This is a genomic window from Pseudomonas syringae (assembly GCF_001698815.1).
GTDB classification, from domain to species: Bacteria; Pseudomonadota; Gammaproteobacteria; order Pseudomonadales; family Pseudomonadaceae; genus Aquipseudomonas; species Aquipseudomonas syringae_A.
Genome location: NZ_LGSI01000025.1, coordinates 37817 through 54530, shown reverse-complemented (window position 1 = coordinate 54530; position 16714 = coordinate 37817). Strand labels below are relative to the sequence as shown.

The window sequence follows — 16714 nt, the reverse complement described above, 5'->3', positions numbered from 1 at the left end:
CTTCTGCCGTTGGTTTACTGCTGGATTTTTTCCACAAGCATGGCCTTCACCTGTGGCCACTCATCATCAATGATGCTGAAGCGTACGGAATTGCGTTTACGGCCATCGGGCATGATCCGCTCGTGACGAACAATGCCTTCCTGTATGGCGCCGATGCGTAGAATCGCCGCCCGGGATTTCTCGTTGAGTTCATCGGTGGTGAACTGCACGCGCACCGCCTGTATGACCTCGAAGGCGTGTTCCAGCAGCAGGTATTTCGCCTCAGTGTTGATGCCCGAACGCTGGGCTGTCGTACTCAGCCAGGTGTGGCCAATTTCCATCTTGCGGTTGGCCCGGTCGATCTTCCAGAAGCGGGTACTGCCCACCACGTGCCCTGTATCGCGGCGCACGATCACAAACGGCATGACCGTCCCGGCTTCGCGACCCTGCAAGGCAATCGCGATGTATTTATCGACAGTCTCCGGACCCGGAATGACCGTCACCTTCATGTTCCACAACTCGCCATCGGCCGCCGCTTGCAACAGCGCTGGCGCGTGCGACGCCTGGAGCGGCAGCAGTTCAATGGACTTGCCCGTCAGTGCGGGTTGGCTGAAGCCGGTAAGGTTGTCGGTCATGATCGATCAGGCTGCTGAGTGAGAGGGTTTTACTATCACGATGTCTTCTGAATCCGCAAATCGTAATGATTGGCACTCCTCGAGCAAGAGAGGCCGATTCAGTTCGGTCACCTCCCAGATGTAACAGGAGTAGGTAGCTCGTGCCTTTCAAAGATTTTATCAAGTTGTTTTTCGTGGATGTCGTTTTCAATAGTTGATTTCAAGTCGCGAAGCGTATCCCATAATGGCTTTGAATGTGTTTTCGGTATGCCATTGTCTGAGATTGTTATTTCTTCACTATTAAAATTCAATATTTCATAATTGTAGGTTCGGATCATTGACTTGCTCCAGAGCAGCACGGCGGAGTCCTCTGTAGTGCTGTATTTTTGTATGAGCTTGGTCTTTAGGGTTCTTTGTCAGGTATTACGTGAGTTCCGTCGCTACCACTACGGTCGCCGGCACTGCCCGAGCCCCATTAGCTTGGGACTATTGACCATGCCGAAGTCTTCCTCGAATTTTGCAATCACATCGCCGAAATCAATAGCATTCATGACTATTACTCGTTAATTGTTGGGGGTCACTTAACTAAAGTCGTAATCAATTTGTAGCTTCGGCTGAACTGCTGGTCAAGTGAGTTGCAGCAGCATCTAAGTGAAATTGGTATTTCGTGAACATCTAAGCCAGGCGAGTTAAGGATTACTCCTGCTGATATGTAGGAAGGTTCCTTGATTTCTATCTTAAGTATGCGTTTGTGGTCTTGCCGGCTTCCCTAATATTTCAAGAAAGTTTTTATAAATTAAAGGGTTGGGGAGTCAAAAGCATTTATGAGGTGCTTTTTGAGCCGTGTAGCACTGCCTATTTAGAGTTGATATGCGGTCGTTTCCATAAAGCTGTGTTTATCGCGGCACGATTCACACGGCGGCTTAGACTTTAGGATCAGGCTTTGAATTGAGCACTAAGTTTTTAGGACGGGAAGTATTTGTAATCTGTTCTTCGCAGGCGTGGAAGGGCTATGCAGAATCTTGAAAAATTCATCACCGACTCCTATTGGCCCTATAAATTTGCGATGTAATTTTCTCTTTATCAATCTTCGAAAACGAGAACCTGCGACTCCCCGAGCAGCAGCGGCCGATTCAGTTCGGTCACCTCTCTTATGTAATCCTACAACAGGGTGATCCGCTTGAGCTTGCGCAGGTCTTCGCGGCAGTACATTCAGAACTACAAGGATGAAGGGTCAAACCCAATGATTACGGGGGCTGTCCCTGTTGAGGTCATTGTGATGGTCTCTTCTTGAATCCATCGGTCATTAGACGTCGTCTAACGCGCTCCTGTATGAAATCTGATGGACTCACAGGGGCTAAGCTTGCGGAATTGAACGATTGAGCAGCGTTAGGGGCAACGTGCCTGCCATCACTAAGTAGAATAATAATGGCATTATGCCTTGAAAGAAGCCAGTACAGCCCCCATTTACAATGTGGTTGAATTTTTCGACCATCTGACTGAGCCAAGTCGTCTCTTTCTCTACGGAAAGAAGTTGGTGTGTTTAGCATCAATAAAGGTAGTCAAAATGGACAAGTGGGAATTCTACACAGACACAAGCAGTGAATGGCGCTGGCGTCGCACGGCTTCCAACGGTCGCATTGTTGGAGCCTCATCACAAGGTTATGTCAATCGCGTTGATTGCGTTGCCAATGCGCAACGGAATGGCTACACCGGCTGATTGAAGACGTAAAGGGGGTGGCTTATTCTGCATCCTCTTTGCATCGAAGGCCCGTTCGCGTTCCCTTGTCGACTGGTTTAATTAACCCTCACATTACACTTCAGAAACTCAACCCATGACGTGGGCTAAGGGATACGTTTCTCGGGGGCAAGGTCAAGGTTTGTGGCGCACCAGCCCAACGAATGAGCGCTGCTGGCCTACTCGTGCCTGACGCGGAGGTCGACATTTGACCCCTGCAACGTAGCTGATTTTGTCGCGGGCGCGTCTAATAGCGCGCTCCCGGTCACATCGCATACCAGATCTTCGAATCGGTCCTTTGGTAGAAAACATTTTCTCGTGAACCTTGCGTGGTCAACGCGGGACGTCTGGTGGGAGCCTTCCGGGATGTCGTGCGTGCGCTAACTGTGGGCTTTGCTGGGTGTAATCGCAGAACTGCCGACATGGCAAACTGAGGAAAACGTATCATGTCGATGTAACCCATTCAGCAAGGACGTTCGAGATGATCATTGACCTGTACTCTAAGCGCCAAAAACGTCTGCGTGGTGAGGAGGTAGACGTGTACACATATGAGGACCTCTCCGAAAGCTTTCGGGTGCAGGTGTCATACATGATCAAAGATTTGTTGGGGGACCGGGACAAGTATCATCAGCTAAGTGAGCAGGTGCAGGAGGCATATGAGCTTATTTCGGATTTACTACGGCGGGAGTACGGCGTTCATAACCTGGGCGAGTCCTATGGCGGCTACTCCCATAGGGACCCATTTGATGAGCTGCATACTTTCATCCTTAAAGAACCCGACACTGAACGTTGTCTTGATATGGTGGAGTTATCTTGCCGACTGGGGGAGATACAAGGCCGCAAGCAAGCTTATAGGGGTATGAGCCGTGCAAGTGAGCATATCGATGATTGCCTTGCGGAGTTAAATGGCAGATTCAAGGCCGCTGGATATGGGTTCGAATTTACAAATAACAACATCATGCGCATTGATTCAGAATTGATCCATTCAGAGGTCGTGAAACCTGCTATCCACTTCCTAAATGTCCCAGGTTTTGAAGGTGCTAAGCAGGAATTCTTTGGCGCCTATGAGCACTATCGCCATGGGAACTACAAGGAAGCGCTGGTTGATGCAGCTAAATCGTTCGAAAGCACCATGAAGGTTATCTTGAAAAAGCATGGAGGTTATAAAGACTCCGACACGGCAAGCAAGCTTGTATTGGCATGCGCTTCACAAGGGCTGATCGAGTCATATCACGAGAACCATCTGACAGCCTTGGTGAACGTCCTTAGCGGCGGAATACCGACCATTCGGAATCGCAATGCTGGCCATGGTCAAGGCGCTGATGTCAAAAAGGTTGCACCTGAAATTGTCGCCTACGGGTTACATCTAACTGCTGCTGCAATCGTCATGCTTGCCAGCCTTGAGGCAAAAAGAGCCTGATGGCATCTCTTCGAGAATTTGACAGAAAAACCTGAACGACCACCTCACTACGAGAGTACTCGCAGATACCCCCGTGGGTGCCCCTACTCATGGGCCACTATCGCGCACGCTTTGCGCCTCTGAACGAGGTGTTTTGACATGGCCTTCCGTACCGACTCCAGTGTCACAAGTCCTGTACCAACCCCTGTCATAACCCCTTGCCAACGAGAATTTGAGGTCGCTACGATGATGTCCCCTTACGGCCTGTAGACCTCAGTCTGAAAACCGAAGTACCTGCGTTTCGCCCAGCAGTAACGGGCGGTTTAGCTCAGTGACCTTCCGCAGATAATCCCACAACAAGGTAATCCGCTTGAGCTTGCGCAGGTCTTCGCGGCAGTACATCCAGAAATGCCGGGTGATGTTCACTTCCTCTTCCAGCACCGGGACCAGACGCGAATCCTGTGCGGCGAGGAAGCACGGCAGGATTGCCAGCGACCGGCCTTGCAGCGCGGCCTGGTATTGGGCGATGACGCTGGTGCTGCGCAGTTGCGCCTGGGCGCCGGGCAGCAGGTTGCTGAGGTAAAGCAGTTCCGAGCTGAACGCCAGATCGTCGACGTAACTGATGAAGGTGTGTGCGGTGAGGTCGGCGGTGCTGCGCAGCGGCGGGTGGTTGTCCAGATAGTCCTGAGTCGCATACAGCCGCAGGTTGTAATCGCAGAGTTTGCAGCACACATACGGCCCGTGTTCCGGGCGCTCCAGAGCGATGACGATATCGGCTTCGCGCTTGGACAGGCTGATGAAGTGCGGCAGCGGCAGGATGTCGACCGAGATGTCCGGGTAATTATCGAGGAAGTGGCTCAGCTGCGGCGTGATGAAAAAACTGCCGAAGCCTTCGGTGCAACCCATGCGGATATGTCCGGACAACGCCACACTGGAGCCCGAAACTTGCTCGCAGGCCATGTGCAGCGTGCTTTCGATGGACTCGGCATAACCCAGCAAGCGTTGGCCCTCGGCAGTGAGCACAAAGCCGTTGTTGCGCGACTTCTCGAACAGCAATGTGCCGAGTGAGCCCTCCAGAGAACTGATTCGCCGCGACACGGTGGTGTAATCCACCGACAGGCGTTTGGCGGCAATGCTGGCCTTGCGCGTGCGGGCGACCTCAAGGAAAAACTTCAAGTCATCCCAGTTGAGAAGGCCCAGGGAGGTGATGTTTTTTTGCATGTTGGTCCTGCTTTTATGTGCGTTCTTATTAGAAGTTTGCACATCTATACTCCAATGCACGGTCTGAACCAACCTTGCTGTAGCAACAACAATCCCAGGCAACACCCCACGCCATAAAACCCTGCACAACAATAATAAGCGGAGGAGTTTATGAAGGACGCAATGACAGCGGACGCTGGCGCACTTGGTGCCCGCCCTGCGAAGAATGCTAAATCCTATCGACTTGCCGGCATGGCAAGCATGGCCGGCACGACCATCGAGTGGTACGACTTTTTTCTCTATGGCACTGCCGCCGCGCTGATCTTCAACAAAATCTTCTTTCCCGCCCTGGACCCGATTACCGGCGTGCTGGCTGCGTTCGCCACCTATGCCGTGGGCTTTCTCGGTCGACCGTTGGGCGGGGTGATATTTGGTCATTTCGGTGATCGGATCGGTCGCAAATCGATGCTGCTCGTGACCCTGATGATGATGGGGATTCCGACCATCATCATTGGCCTGATCCCCACCTACGAACAGATCGGTTATTGGGCCGCGCTGATTCTGGTGCTCATGCGTTTCCTGCAAGGCATGGCGGTGGGCGGCGAATGGGGCGGCGCGGTGTTGATGGCCGTGGAGCATGCGCCCGAGGGCAAGAAAGGTTTCTACGGCAGCCTGCCGCAAACCGGTGTTGGCGCGGGGCTGCTGCTGGCGACGCTGGCGATGGGCCTGGTGGCCAAGCTGCCTGAGGCCGACATGCTCAGTTGGGGCTGGCGCCTGCCATTCATTGCCAGCATCGTCTTGCTCGGCATCGGTTGGCTGATCCGTCTGAAAGTCCCGGAATCCCCTGACTTCGAAAAGCTCAAGCAGGACAAGATTGCGGTCAAGGTTCCGCTGTTCAGAGTGCTGCGGGAACATCCACGGGAAACCCTGACGATCATTGGCGCGCGCACGGCGGAAAACGCCTGGTTCTACATGTCGGTGACATTCGCGCTCGCTTACGCCGCCAACCAGTTGCAAATCCCCCGCGCCGATGTGCTCAACGCGATTACCGCCGGCGCGGCGCTGTCGCTGTTCACCATGCCGTTTTGCGGTTACCTGTCGGACAAGGTCGGGCAGCGACGCCTGTACTTTGCGGGCCTGTTGCTGCTCTGCGCGTTCGTCTATCCGTTCTTCGCCATGCTCGGCACCCGCGAACCGATGCTGGTCTGGTGGGCGATGGTGCTCGCTGTCGGTGTGGTTTTCCCGATTCTTTACGCGCCGGAATCACTGCTGTTCGCCCGGCAGTTTCCCGCCGAAATTCGCTACAGCGGCATCTCGGTTTCGGTGCAGCTGGCTGGTGTGCTGGGCGGCGGTTTCGCGCCGATGATCGCCACCAAATTACTCACCTACGCCGATGGTAGCCCGCGTTACGTGATCGTTTACCTGATCGGCATGGGCCTTGTGGCGCTGGTGTGCACCGCGCTTATGAAGCGCGATCCGCCTCGGCATCGTGCTTCCTGATCTTTAATGAATAACTGATGGTCAGCGGTCAACCCGGGCCGCTCGGAGGAGATTTCGATGAACGTTTCACTGCATAAAAACAACACCACGGTAGCCCGCGTCAAACTGCTGATTGACGGCGAATGGGTCGAATCGCAAAGCAGCGAGTGGCACGACATCATCAACCCGGCGACCCAGCAAGTGCTGGCCCAGGTGCCGTTTGCCACCGATGCCGAAGTCGATGCCGCCGTCGCCGCAGCGCAAAAAGCCTTCAAGACCTGGCGCCTCACGCCCATCGGCGCGCGGATGCGCATCATGCTCAAGCTGCAGGCGTTGATTCGCGAACACTCGCCGCGCATCGCTGCGGTGCTCAGTGCCGAGCAGGGCAAAACCATTGCCGATGCCGAAGGCGATATCTTTCGCGGCCTGGAGGTGGTGGAGCACGCCTGTTCAATTGGCACGCTGCAAATGGGTGAGTTTTCCGAGAACGTCGCCGGTGGCGTCGACACCTACACCTTGCGCCAGCCCATCGGCGTTTGTGCGGGGATCACGCCGTTCAACTTCCCGGCAATGATTCCGCTGTGGATGTTCCCCATGGCTATCGCCTGCGGCAATACTTTCGTGCTCAAGCCTTCCGAGCAAGACCCGATGTCGACCATGCTACTGGTGGAACTGGCCGTCGAAGCAGGTATTCCGCCGGGCGTGCTCAACGTGGTGCATGGCGGTAAATCGGTGGTGGATGCCATTTGCACCCATCCCGATATCAAGGCCGTTTCTTTCGTGGGTTCTACCGCTGTAGGCACTCACGTCTACAAGCTGGCAGGCGAACACGGCAAGCGCGTGCAAGCGATGATGGGTGCGAAGAATCACGCTGTGGTGTTGCCCGACGCTAATCGCGTGCAAACTCTGAATGCCCTGGTCGGTGCTGGTTTTGGTGCGGCCGGGCAGCGCTGCATGGCGACGTCCGTGGTGGTGCTGGTGGGGGCGGCAAAACAGTGGTTGCCGGATCTCAAAGCCCTGGCGCAAAAGCTCAAGGTCAATGCCGGCAGCGAAGCGGGCACTGATGTGGGGCCGGTGATTTCCAGGCGCGCCAGACAGCGCATTCTCGACCTGATCGAAAGCGGCGTGCGCGAAGGCGCCACGCTCGAGCTGGACGGTCGCGACATCAAGGTGCCGGGTTTCGAGGATGGCAATTTTGTCGGCCCGACGCTGTTCTCCGGCGTGACCACCGACATGCAGATCTACACTCAGGAAATCTTCGGCCCGGTGCTGGTGGTGCTGGAAGTCGACACCCTTGATCAGGCCATCGAATTGGTCAACGCTAACCCGTACGGCAATGGCACCGGCCTGTTCACCCAGAGCGGCGCAGCGGCGCGCAAATTCCAGAGTGAAATCGATGTCGGTCAGGTGGGCATCAACATCCCGATTCCGGTGCCTGTGCCATTTTTCAGCTTCACCGGCTCGCGCGGCTCCAAGCTTGGCGACCTCGGTCCGTACGGCAAACAGGTGGTGCAGTTCTACACTCAAACCAAGACCGTCACCAGCCGCTGGTTCGATGACGACAGCGTCAATGATGGGGTGAATACGACCATCAGTTTGAAGTAGGCCGATTTCCGGACGCGAACTCCGTGGGAGCGAATTCATTCGCGAAAGGGCCGGTACATTCGACCCATTATTAATTTGAAGTAATGCCCTGTTGGAGCGAGGCTTGCCCGCGAAGAACGATAACGCGGTGTTCTGTGTCACCGAGGCGACCGATTCGCGGGCAAGTCGGAACGCCGCCCGCTCGCTCCAACAAGGATTTCAGACCTCTGCCAAGGAGAACAACATGAAAATCGCCTTCATCGGCTTGGGCAACATGGGCGCGCCGATGGCTCGCAACCTGCTCAAGGCCGGGCATCATCTGCATCTGTTCGATTTGAACACCGCCGTGCTGAACGAACTCGCTGCATTGGGCGGGCGTATCAGTGAATCGCCCAAACACGCGGCGCAAGGCGCGGAACTGGTGATCACCATGCTGCCGGCAGCGGCGCACGTGCGCAGCGTCTACCTGCAGGACGACGGCGTGCTGGCCGGGATAGGCGCGGGTGTTCCGGCCGTGGACTGCAGCACCATCGACCCGCAGACCATTCGCGAGGTGGCAGCCATCGCCGCCAAACAGGGCGTGACCCTGGGCGACGCGCCGGTATCCGGTGGCACCGGCGGCGCTCAGGCCGGCACGCTGACGTTCATGGTGGGTGCCAGTGCCGAGCATTTCGAAGTGCTGAAACCGGTGCTGGCGAAGATGGGCAAGAACATCGTGCATTGCGGCGATATCGGCACCGGGCAAATCGCCAAAATCTGCAACAACCTGCTGCTGGGCATTTCCATGATCGGCGTTTCCGAAGCCATGGCGCTGGGTAACGCGCTGGGCATTGATACCGGGATTCTGGCCAACATCATCAACAGCTCGACCGGTCGCTGCTGGAGCTCCGAGGTCTACAACCCATGGCCCGGCATCGTCGAAACGGCCCCGGCTGCACGGGGCTATACCGGCGGTTTCGGCGCGGAGCTGATGCTCAAGGACCTCGCCCTGGCAACCGAGGCCGCGCGCACCGCGCATCAACCGGTCATCCTCGGCGCCGTAGCGCAGCAGTTGTATCAAGCCATGAGCCTGCGCGGCGACGGCGGCAAGGATTTCTCGGCGATAGTTGAGGGATATCGCAAGAAGGACTAGCCGGATGGGTTAGCCAGATGGATCAGGCTGAAATTTTCGGTTACCTGCTTAAATTGACTGGCCCCGGATGGGTCGACATCCTCCCCGCCGACAAAAGTGATGCAGGGAAGAGTCATGCGCAAGGACGATCCAGAAGACCCATTCGAACGTTATATGAGAAACCGGCGACTTCCCAACGGTGGTGCTTCGTGGGCTGCCTGGAACACACCCAAAAAACCCGAACCGGTTTACATCCAGGAAGACAAATGGCCCGCGCCGAAACCCCGCACCGATCTGGTTTTCGCCAAGTCCTGCGCGCCGGGTAATTGGTGCTCCACCGACGCCGGGACCACCGTAGAACCGGCGTCGAACTTCGGCAAGGTGATGCTGGCGGGCGCCATGCTCCTGCCGGATGCCAGCTCTGCGGTTGCACTCGCCCTCGGCGCCGACCTGGGCCTCGGCTACATGGCCGGCAGCGGAATCATGCAACAGCGACACAGCTGGGCGATACGCAGCCTGGGCGGCCCAGCGAGCGTAGTTATCCTCGGCATGCTTCCCGAGAAAATGGGCGACGGCACGCTCTACACCGACGACCAATTGCGCACCATGACGCGCGCGCCAACACGGGTGCGCTTCCAGTTTCGCCAGGATCCCGATGGCGTGTTGCAGGTCTACGGTATCCACAGCAAACCGTCCGGCGACGATTCGGTCCGCACAGTGCAAGCCACGTGGAACGCCGACCTAACGGCGATGGAAGCCAAGCTCAACGGCATCACGATCATCTGGACGCCCAGGGACGGGCGACTCGGACCCATGCCGCCGCTGATCTATCCAGACAACAGCGGCGCGCACCTGAACAACATCCTCGTCCACCCGATCCCGGAAAACACCGACAGCCAGATCGAAGGCTTCCCCGGCGAGGACATCACCGTTGAAGATTGTATTGTGGTGTTTCCAGCGGGGATTGGCTGGAAGTCGATGTATGTGGTGTTTGCGCGGCCGTTTAATGGGGATATCAAGTATCACAAGCCGCCACAGGAGTTACCTGCGTTTCCAGATACTTTTCCTGTCAAATCGAAAAGTAGCGTTCAAGGTGGCGGCGGTAAGCGAAGCCGGTGGAAAGACCGGAAAGGCCGGCTGTATGAATGGGACAGCAAAACAGGCGCTATCGAGCTCTACGATAAACAAGGCAAACATCTGGGCGAGTTTAATCACGAGACAGGCGAACAGATAGATCCGCCAAAGCCTGGCCGGACCACACCAAAATAGAGGAGGACAACCATGTTTTTATGGATAACTGGATTCTTACAAGGAGATGATGAGGATGACTCACTGAAGTATGACCTCATCGTAAAGCCTGAGCGTGAGCTCGCTGTACTGGGGATCTTGGGCTGGAAAAGCCTAGAAGAGAGCCCAGATGGGGAATGGTTGCTCACCAGCGAGCAAGTTGAGCAGATAGCCATTGCGGTCAACGAGCAGTTACCCACCGGGCTAGACCTGTTCGTTGGAGTAAGGGCGTAGCCAGGTACATCGCCTATGACATTTCTTTCGATTAGTGGTTTTTATCCCGGACTCAATCCGGATAACGCATTGCAGTATGAAAAAGATGAGCCTCAAGAGTTGGAGACTGAGGTGCTTTCCGCCATGGGATGGAAGTCCTTGGTGGATGTACCTATGGGTGAAAACGATTTAACCACTGATCAGACCGTGGCGGTTTTGGCAATACTCGGCGACCCGATCAAAGATGACTTGATGTACTGCATCGGGCTTTGCAGGTAGGTCGCTATCGGAGGAGCATCCGGTCTGTGAAATACATCATTGAAGTGTTCGAAAAAGAATCCGAGCTTGTGGTCTTTGAGGTCAATCTGCCCGAAGGTAGCGACTCGCAACTGGCGCAAATCATGGGCTGGTCAGTACCTCAGCGTGGCGATGAAGGTTATGACCTTACCACCAGCCAAGCAGCGGCAATTGAGGCCTTGGCTGGAAAACAGTTTTACGACAGCAACCACGTTTTCCAGCTGACCTGCAATGTCGATTGAGGCGGTCGGTGCCAGCGTGCAACACCATCTCGTTTGAGCGAGGCTTGCCCGCGAGGCGGTGTTTTGAATTCGGAAAATGGGCGGATGTGCCAGCCTCTTCGCGGGCAAGCCTCGCTCAAACGGATTTGCGCCGTCCTTGTAGGAGCGAATTTATTCGCGAGGCGATTCATTTGTTTTAGCAGGACTGGCGCCTCGCCAACAAGTTGGCTCCTACAGCACTTCAGTCACCCAGCATTGCAGTGCAACACCATCTCGTTGGAGCGAGGCTTGCCCGCGAAGGAATTTTGGGTTCAGAAAAATGGGCGAATGTACCGGCCTCTTCGCGGGCAAGTCGGATCGCCGCCCGCTCGCTCCAACGGAATTTGCGCCGTCCTTGTAGGAGCGAATTTATTCGCGAGGCGATTCATTTGTTTTCGCAGGACCGACGCCTCGCCAACAAGTTGGCTCCATACAGCATTGCAGTGCCTACTGCTGCACTTGCAACACAATCTTCCCCACATGCCCGCCCGATTCCATATACGCATGCGCAGCCACCACGTCCGTCAGCGGGAATGTCTTGTCGATGACCGGCTTGATTGCGCCGGTCAGCAGATGTGGCCAGATGTCGTGCCGCACGCCCGCGACAATGGTTTGTTTGGCCGCTGCCGAACGGTCGCGTAGCGAGGTGGTGTGCAGCGCAGCGCGTTTGCCCATCATCTTGCCGAGGTGGATGGGCGCTTCGCGGCCGCTTTGCAGGCCGATCATGACGATTCGCCCGTCGACTGCCAGTGCCTCGATATTGCGCGCCAGGTACGCGGCGCCCATGTTGTCGAGAATCACATCCACGCCGCGTCCTTCGGTGACCCGCTGCACGACGTCGACGAAATCTTCGTTGCGATAATCAATGGCAACCTCGGCGCCCAGTTCCAGACAGCGTTGCAGTTTGTCGGGGGAGCCTGCCGTGGTCAGCACCCGCGCGCCCCATTGTCTGGCCCATTGAATTGCCAGTGATCCGACGCCGCCCGCGCCGCCGTGGATCAACACGGTTTCCCCCGGCTGCAAGCGGCCGATATCGCGCAGATTCGACCACAACGTGCAGGCCGCTTCCGGCAGTGCCGCCGCTTCGAGCAGCGACAAGCCTTTCGGGCAGGGCAACACATGCTCAGCGTTAACCGCAACCTGCTCGCCATAACCGCCACCGGGCAGCAATGCGCAGACCCGATCACCCACCGCCCAGGTGCTGACGCTTGCGCCAACTTCGGCGATGACGCCGGAGCATTCGATGCCGAGGATGTTCTCGCCCTCGGTCTTCATCACATAAGTGCCGCGCCGCTGGAGCAGGTCGGAGAAATTCAGCGCTGTGGCGTGTATGTCGATCAGCACCTCGCCGGGTTTGATGACGGGCGCGGGGCGTTCCACCAACTGCAATACGGCGGGATCGCCGAAGCGTTCGAAGATGACGACTTTCATGAAAGGGCCTCCGGTTAAAACAAGGCAATTTCGTAGGAGGGAATTTATTCCCGAAGGCGTCAGCGACGCCCAGCACAAATGTGTGGTGCTCGTGCTGACCTTTTCGGGAATAAATTCCCTCCTACAATGTTTATCGCAGGGAAAGCATTATTTCCCGCCGTCGACCATCACTTCACTGACCGCCTGGCTTTCCAGATTCCACTTCTTGAGGATCGTCTGATACGTGCCGTCGCGGATGACGGTTTGCAGGCCTTTGACCAGGTCGTCGCGCACGTCAGTCTTTGCCTTGTCGACGGCAAAACCAAAGTGATGCAAGGACAGCGGCTGGCCGATCAGAACGTAAGTGTTGGGTTCCTGACTGATCAGGTACTTCACGTATTCCGGACCGAGAACCACGGCGGCGAGGCGCTCCTGTTGCAGGTCCAGACGTGCCGCCGAAGCGCCAGCGGTACCTTGCACGGTGGCGGCAGGTTTACCGGCGGCGACGCAATGAGTGTCGTTCCAGGCCATGACTTCCGGGTAGTAATTGGTGGTGCGCGGGGTGCCGATGTTTTTCCCGCAGAAAGCTTCCGGTGCCGAGCCCAGGCTGGTGTTGCGCACAGTGGTGAACATCTGCGCGCCGGTTTGCAGGTAATCGACAAAGGTCATGTCGGTGCGGCGTTTGGGCAAGTCGGTGATGGCTGTGCCGATCACGTCAATGCGCCCGGTTTTCAGGCTGCTGGTCAGCTGCTCGAAGGTCATTTCCTGATACTTGATCTCGACGTTCATGGCCTTGCCCAGCGCGTCGAACAGGTCGATGTTGAAGCCCACGCTCTGGTTGGTCGCCGGGTCGCGGTATGACATCGGCGGGTAAGTCGCCTCCACACCGACGTTCAACGTTTCCCGGGCCTGCGCCACGTTGCAGCAGGCCGCCATACTCAAGGCCGCGAACAGCATCGAAGCTTTATTGCTCAAATCCAGCATGGTCAATTCCTTACGTCAGAGATAAGGGCAGCAAGCTTCAAGGGAAGCGCAAAAGATCCAGCAGTTCTTGTAGGTCTGTTTGTTGATCCAGCTTCAGGCACAGCGCGGCAAGGCGCTCGACTTGCACGTCGGGCAGCACACGCGCCGCCAGTGAGCGAAATTTTTCCAGCAAAGCGTCATCGCCAATCGGATTGAGCGGGCCGCCCAGCGGGGTTTTGACTTGTCGGGAAGCGCTGCGGCCATCCTTGCTGGTCAGCGTCAGGCGCGGTTCATCCAGCGGCGCCAGGGACGCATCGCCGCTCATGCGAATGCGCTGCATGAAGCCCAGCACTTCGACGTCGTTGCGCAGCTTTTCTTCGTAGGCGTCGAGCCCGGCATGGCCCAGCAGACAACGCACGGCCAGTGCATACGGCAGGCTCATTTGCGAGGCGGCCAGCGTGGCGGTATCCAGCCCTGCGCACATGCCCACCAGAAACTCGCTGGCGCTGACGTCGATGGATTCTATTTCGTCAGCCTTGATATCCAGTTCGGCAAGCAATTCGCCGATGGCGTCGATGGCCGAGTGCGTACCACGGCAAGCGGCGTAAGGTTTGATCGAGCAGCGGGCGAGTTTCCAGATCACACCCAAATCGGCGGTCAAGGCTTCGGGCTGTGCGGTGTCGAGGGCGAGGGTGCGCAGAAATCCGCCCCACACGTCATCGAACACCTGATTCGGTCCGGTCACGCCTTCGCGAGCGAGCAATACCGCAAGCACGCCGCCTTCAGCGGGGCGGCCGGCATGCAGCTTCTTGCTGTCGGCGCCGTCATGGATAAACGCCCACAACCCGCCGCTCATGCTCGCCGCCAGACCCAGCGCGGAAGCGGTTTGCGTGGCGTCCAGCTTGAGCAGTCGGGCGCACGCCGCCGCTGCGCCGAAGACGCCGCAGGTGCCGGTGGAATGCCAGCCGGCTTCGTTATGCGGCGAGTAACCGCCGCAGGCTTCGAGTACGCGCCGGGCCACGTCGTAACCGATGACCATGGCGTTGATCAGCTCTTTACCGCTGGGCATCGGCTCGCACAACGGCAGCACTGCGAGCATCGCCGGTACGACGACCGCGCCGGAGTGATCGCAGCCACCGGCATCGTCCAGTTCCAGGGCGTGGGCGGCGATACCGTTGACCAATGCCGCGTTACGCGCCGACAAACCCTGCTCGGTACCCCAGATCACCGACGCGCCGTCGGATTCGGTGGCGTTCATGGCGCGCAAGGTGCGTTGGGTCAACTCGGCTTGCGAGCCTGCAAGCGCTGCGCCCAAGGTGTCGAGAAAGTGCCGCTTGGTCTTTTCCACCAGTGTCGCGGGCAGGGCATCGTAATCAGTCTGAGTGACGAACTGGCTGAGGGTGTGCAATGGATTATTCATGATGCCTGGCTCGGACGATGGCGCTCGAAAACAGCGGCGGGATGATCTTCAGGCAGGCTGTTATTGCTCTCGCTCCACCAGTCGGCGACCTCTTCAGCGGTGGCGAACCACACATCCGGTTGCGCCTTGAGCCAGGTCAGCAGCTCTAGGAGCAAACCGCTGCGGCCAACGGTGCCGAGGGTTTCCGGGTGCAGGCGCATGACGTAGCACAGGCCGAAACGGTGAAAACCTGCAAAATCCTGCTGCCAGTTTTTCAGCACCTCGGCGTAGGAAGCGATGCGCGCCTGGCTGATCGGCACGGCAGGGGCGAGGTTGAAGGCGAAATAGGGTTCGTCTTCCAGTTCGCAATGCAGCGGCAATTCCACCAAGGGTGCGCAATCCACCTGAGTTGCCGGGTGCAGATAAGGCAAATCGTCACCGGACCACGACGACGACCAACTGATGCCTTCGGCGCGCAATGCATCGGCAAAACCCGGCGCGTAGCTGCCTGCTGGCGCACGAAAACCGCTGGGGCGTTGCCCGGTCATTTCGGCGATGACGTCGCAACCGCGCTTCAACGAGGCGTGCTGGGCGGCCAGGTCCAGCTGGGAGAAGTCTTCATGGCGATAACCGGCGCAGGCGATTTCGTGCCCGGCGGCGTTGATCGCCTGCACCACCTGCGGATTCTCTTCGGCGACGATGCCGGGAATGCACCAGGTCGCGGGGATCTGCTGATTGTCGAGGATTTCCAGCACGCGCTGCACCCCGCGCGTGGTGCCGTAGCGCCACACCGACAGGCTTTTGTCGCGCCCGGCGATGGCCGGAACCTGAGTCAGGATGCCGTGAATGTCGTTGTAGTCGATGGTGATGACCACCGCGCAGCGATACGGCGCGGGCCAGACGGATTTCGCTTCAGTCATGGCGATGCTCCTTGAGCCAGAAATTGGCGACGTCGTTGCAGGTGGCGAACCACACGTCCGGATGGCTGTGCATGTGTTCCAGGAAGCGCTCCAGCAACAGAATGCGCCCCGGTTTGCCGCTGATCTTGGGGTGGAACAGCGTGGTCATGCACAGGCCTTCGCGATACGTGCCATCGAACTCGCGACACCAGTTATCCAGGGTCTGGTCGTAGCTGGCGATGCGATCCAGACCGGCCGGGTAGTTCGGCGCGCGGGTGTAGGCCAGTGACGCGTAATCGTCCAGCTCCCAGCGGCCGGGAATTTCCACCAGACCGTTGGCCTGGCCGGGAACGTCGATGAAATAAGGCCGGTCGTCGCCGCGCATGCTGCTGGAATAGGTCACGCCGCACTCCATGAGCAGGGCGGGCGTTTCCTTGTGCCAGTCGCCGGAAGGCGTGCGGAAACCAGTGGCGGTGATGCCCAGATAACGCTTGAAGATATCGGCGCTGATCTGCATGACTTCGCGCTGGGCCTTGAGGTCCAGGGCGAAAAACGATTCGTGGCGATAGCCGTGATAAGCCACTTCGTGGCCGTGTTCGAGGATGGCCTGACATTGCCGAGGCCAGTTTTCCACGACCCAGGCCGGGACGAAGAACGTCGCTGGCGTGGCGTGAGCCTTGAGCATGTCGAGCAGGCGGGGCAGGGCGCGATACGGGCCGTAGCCGCCGAAGGTGAAGTAATCGGGTTTTTGCCAGATCGAACCGTCGAGCATCGCGGCGCCGGTCGGGCCGTCCAGATCGAAGGCCAGGGCTACGCTGGCGCGGGAATTTTCGGGCCAGCGCAGGTCGGTCGTGCCGAGCATGGTTTTCTCCAGTGCGGACT

16 protein-coding genes and 1 pseudogene are annotated in these 16714 nt (G+C 57.6%); 9 read left to right on the top strand and 8 right to left on the bottom strand.

Annotation, left to right across the window (positions count from 1 at the left end; translation table 11 throughout):
- Positions 1-14 precede the first annotated feature (14 nt).
- Positions 15-614 (bottom strand): GNAT family N-acetyltransferase, encoded by a 600-nt coding sequence (locus tag AFK24_RS07295; RefSeq protein WP_065832622.1) that lies wholly within the window; start codon positions 612-614, stop codon positions 15-17.
- A gap of 1062 nt (positions 615-1676) precedes the next feature.
- Positions 1677-1805, bottom strand: a pseudogene (locus AFK24_RS30565) (LysR family transcriptional regulator); the annotation flags it as partial.
- Positions 1806-2034: 229 nt separating this feature from the next.
- Here AFK24_RS30565 and AFK24_RS31515 point away from each other — a divergent pair.
- A complete protein-coding gene (locus tag AFK24_RS31515) occupies positions 2035-2313 on the top strand; it encodes a YegP family protein (protein WP_240500358.1) in 279 nt (92 codons plus the stop codon).
- A 499-nt stretch (positions 2314-2812) separates the two neighbouring features.
- Positions 2813-3751 carry an STM4504/CBY_0614 family protein gene (locus AFK24_RS07285; RefSeq protein WP_065832620.1) on the top strand — a complete coding sequence of 313 codons (939 nt, stop codon included), beginning with the start codon at positions 2813-2815 and terminating at the stop codon, positions 3749-3751.
- Between the two features lie 252 nt (positions 3752-4003).
- Here the strand turns inward: AFK24_RS07285 and AFK24_RS07280 are convergent, their stop codons facing one another.
- A complete protein-coding gene (locus AFK24_RS07280) occupies positions 4004-4951 on the bottom strand; it encodes a LysR family transcriptional regulator (protein ID WP_065832619.1) in 948 nt (315 codons plus the stop codon).
- Between the two features lie 150 nt (positions 4952-5101).
- Between AFK24_RS07280 and AFK24_RS07275 the strand changes: the two genes are divergently transcribed.
- From AFK24_RS07275 to AFK24_RS07245, 7 genes are all read left to right on the top strand, one after another.
- On the top strand, positions 5102-6430 hold the full coding sequence (locus AFK24_RS07275) for an MFS transporter (RefSeq protein WP_065832618.1): 1329 nt from the start codon (positions 5102-5104) through the stop codon (positions 6428-6430).
- A gap of 57 nt (positions 6431-6487) precedes the next feature.
- On the top strand, positions 6488-8014 hold the full coding sequence (locus AFK24_RS07270) for a CoA-acylating methylmalonate-semialdehyde dehydrogenase (protein WP_065832617.1): 1527 nt from the start codon (positions 6488-6490) through the stop codon (positions 8012-8014).
- Between the two features lie 223 nt (positions 8015-8237).
- On the top strand, positions 8238-9125 hold the full coding sequence (gene mmsB / locus AFK24_RS07265; RefSeq protein ID WP_065832616.1) for a 3-hydroxyisobutyrate dehydrogenase: 888 nt from the start codon (positions 8238-8240) through the stop codon (positions 9123-9125).
- A 114-nt stretch (positions 9126-9239) separates the two neighbouring features.
- Complete coding sequence (locus AFK24_RS07260) at positions 9240-10373, top strand: colicin E3/pyocin S6 family cytotoxin (protein ID WP_065832615.1); 1134 nt, start codon at positions 9240-9242, stop codon at positions 10371-10373.
- A gap of 12 nt (positions 10374-10385) precedes the next feature.
- A complete protein-coding gene (locus AFK24_RS07255; RefSeq protein ID WP_065832614.1) occupies positions 10386-10625 on the top strand; it encodes a pyocin S6 family toxin immunity protein in 240 nt (79 codons plus the stop codon).
- Positions 10626-10640: 15 nt separating this feature from the next.
- Positions 10641-10883 (top strand): pyocin S6 family toxin immunity protein, encoded by a 243-nt coding sequence (locus tag AFK24_RS07250; protein WP_065832613.1) that lies wholly within the window; start codon positions 10641-10643, stop codon positions 10881-10883.
- 26 nt (positions 10884-10909) lie between these two features.
- Positions 10910-11143, top strand: a complete 234-nt coding sequence (locus AFK24_RS07245; RefSeq protein ID WP_065832612.1) for a DUF7683 domain-containing protein — start codon at positions 10910-10912, stop codon at positions 11141-11143.
- Positions 11144-11608: 465 nt separating this feature from the next.
- Here AFK24_RS07245 and AFK24_RS07240 read toward each other — a convergent pair whose 3' ends face one another.
- From AFK24_RS07240 to AFK24_RS07220, 5 genes are all read right to left on the bottom strand, one after another.
- Positions 11609-12592, bottom strand: coding sequence for an NAD(P)H-quinone oxidoreductase (locus AFK24_RS07240; RefSeq protein ID WP_065832611.1), 984 nt, complete (start codon positions 12590-12592; stop codon positions 11609-11611).
- Positions 12593-12739: 147 nt separating this feature from the next.
- Positions 12740-13555: a transporter substrate-binding domain-containing protein gene (locus AFK24_RS07235; RefSeq protein WP_065832610.1), complete on the bottom strand. Its 816-nt coding sequence runs from the start codon at positions 13553-13555 to the stop codon at positions 12740-12742.
- Between the two features lie 37 nt (positions 13556-13592).
- Entirely contained in the window at positions 13593-14954 is a 1362-nt protein-coding gene (locus AFK24_RS07230) for an MmgE/PrpD family protein (RefSeq protein ID WP_065832609.1), read from the bottom strand.
- Positions 14951-15853: a polysaccharide deacetylase family protein gene (locus AFK24_RS07225; RefSeq protein WP_065832608.1), complete on the bottom strand. Its 903-nt coding sequence runs from the start codon at positions 15851-15853 to the stop codon at positions 14951-14953. The genes AFK24_RS07230 and AFK24_RS07225 overlap by 4 nt, the downstream gene beginning before the upstream one ends.
- Positions 15846-16694 (bottom strand): polysaccharide deacetylase family protein, encoded by an 849-nt coding sequence (locus AFK24_RS07220; protein WP_065832607.1) that lies wholly within the window; start codon positions 16692-16694, stop codon positions 15846-15848. Before AFK24_RS07220 ends, AFK24_RS07225 begins: the two co-directional genes overlap by 8 nt.
- Between the last annotated feature and the right edge of the window lie 20 nt (positions 16695-16714).

What these genes read in the sequence shown, in the direction of transcription:
- AFK24_RS07270 (WP_065832617.1), top strand. Translation starts at nt 6,488, where the DNA reads ATGAACGTTTCACTGCATAAAAACAACACCACGGTAGCCCGCGTCAAA.
- AFK24_RS07250 (WP_065832613.1), top strand. Translation starts at nt 10,641, where the DNA reads ATGACATTTCTTTCGATTAGTGGTTTTTATCCCGGACTCAATCCGGAT.
- AFK24_RS07220 (WP_065832607.1), bottom strand. Translation starts at nt 16,694, where the DNA reads ATGCTCGGCACGACCGACCTGCGCTGGCCCGAAAATTCCCGCGCCAGC.
- AFK24_RS07225 (WP_065832608.1), bottom strand. Translation starts at nt 15,853, where the DNA reads ATGACTGAAGCGAAATCCGTCTGGCCCGCGCCGTATCGCTGCGCGGTG.
- AFK24_RS07240 (WP_065832611.1), bottom strand. Translation starts at nt 12,592, where the DNA reads ATGAAAGTCGTCATCTTCGAACGCTTCGGCGATCCCGCCGTATTGCAG.
- AFK24_RS07255 (WP_065832614.1), top strand. Translation starts at nt 10,386, where the DNA reads ATGTTTTTATGGATAACTGGATTCTTACAAGGAGATGATGAGGATGAC.
- mmsB (WP_065832616.1), top strand. Translation starts at nt 8,238, where the DNA reads ATGAAAATCGCCTTCATCGGCTTGGGCAACATGGGCGCGCCGATGGCT.
- AFK24_RS07275 (WP_065832618.1), top strand. Translation starts at nt 5,102, where the DNA reads ATGAAGGACGCAATGACAGCGGACGCTGGCGCACTTGGTGCCCGCCCT.
- AFK24_RS07230 (WP_065832609.1), bottom strand. Translation starts at nt 14,954, where the DNA reads ATGAATAATCCATTGCACACCCTCAGCCAGTTCGTCACTCAGACTGAT.
- AFK24_RS07295 (WP_065832622.1), bottom strand. Translation starts at nt 614, where the DNA reads ATGACCGACAACCTTACCGGCTTCAGCCAACCCGCACTGACGGGCAAG.
- AFK24_RS07235 (WP_065832610.1), bottom strand. Translation starts at nt 13,555, where the DNA reads ATGCTGGATTTGAGCAATAAAGCTTCGATGCTGTTCGCGGCCTTGAGT.
- AFK24_RS07280 (WP_065832619.1), bottom strand. Translation starts at nt 4,951, where the DNA reads ATGCAAAAAAACATCACCTCCCTGGGCCTTCTCAACTGGGATGACTTG.
- AFK24_RS07285 (WP_065832620.1), top strand. Translation starts at nt 2,813, where the DNA reads ATGATCATTGACCTGTACTCTAAGCGCCAAAAACGTCTGCGTGGTGAG.
- AFK24_RS07260 (WP_065832615.1), top strand. Translation starts at nt 9,240, where the DNA reads ATGCGCAAGGACGATCCAGAAGACCCATTCGAACGTTATATGAGAAAC.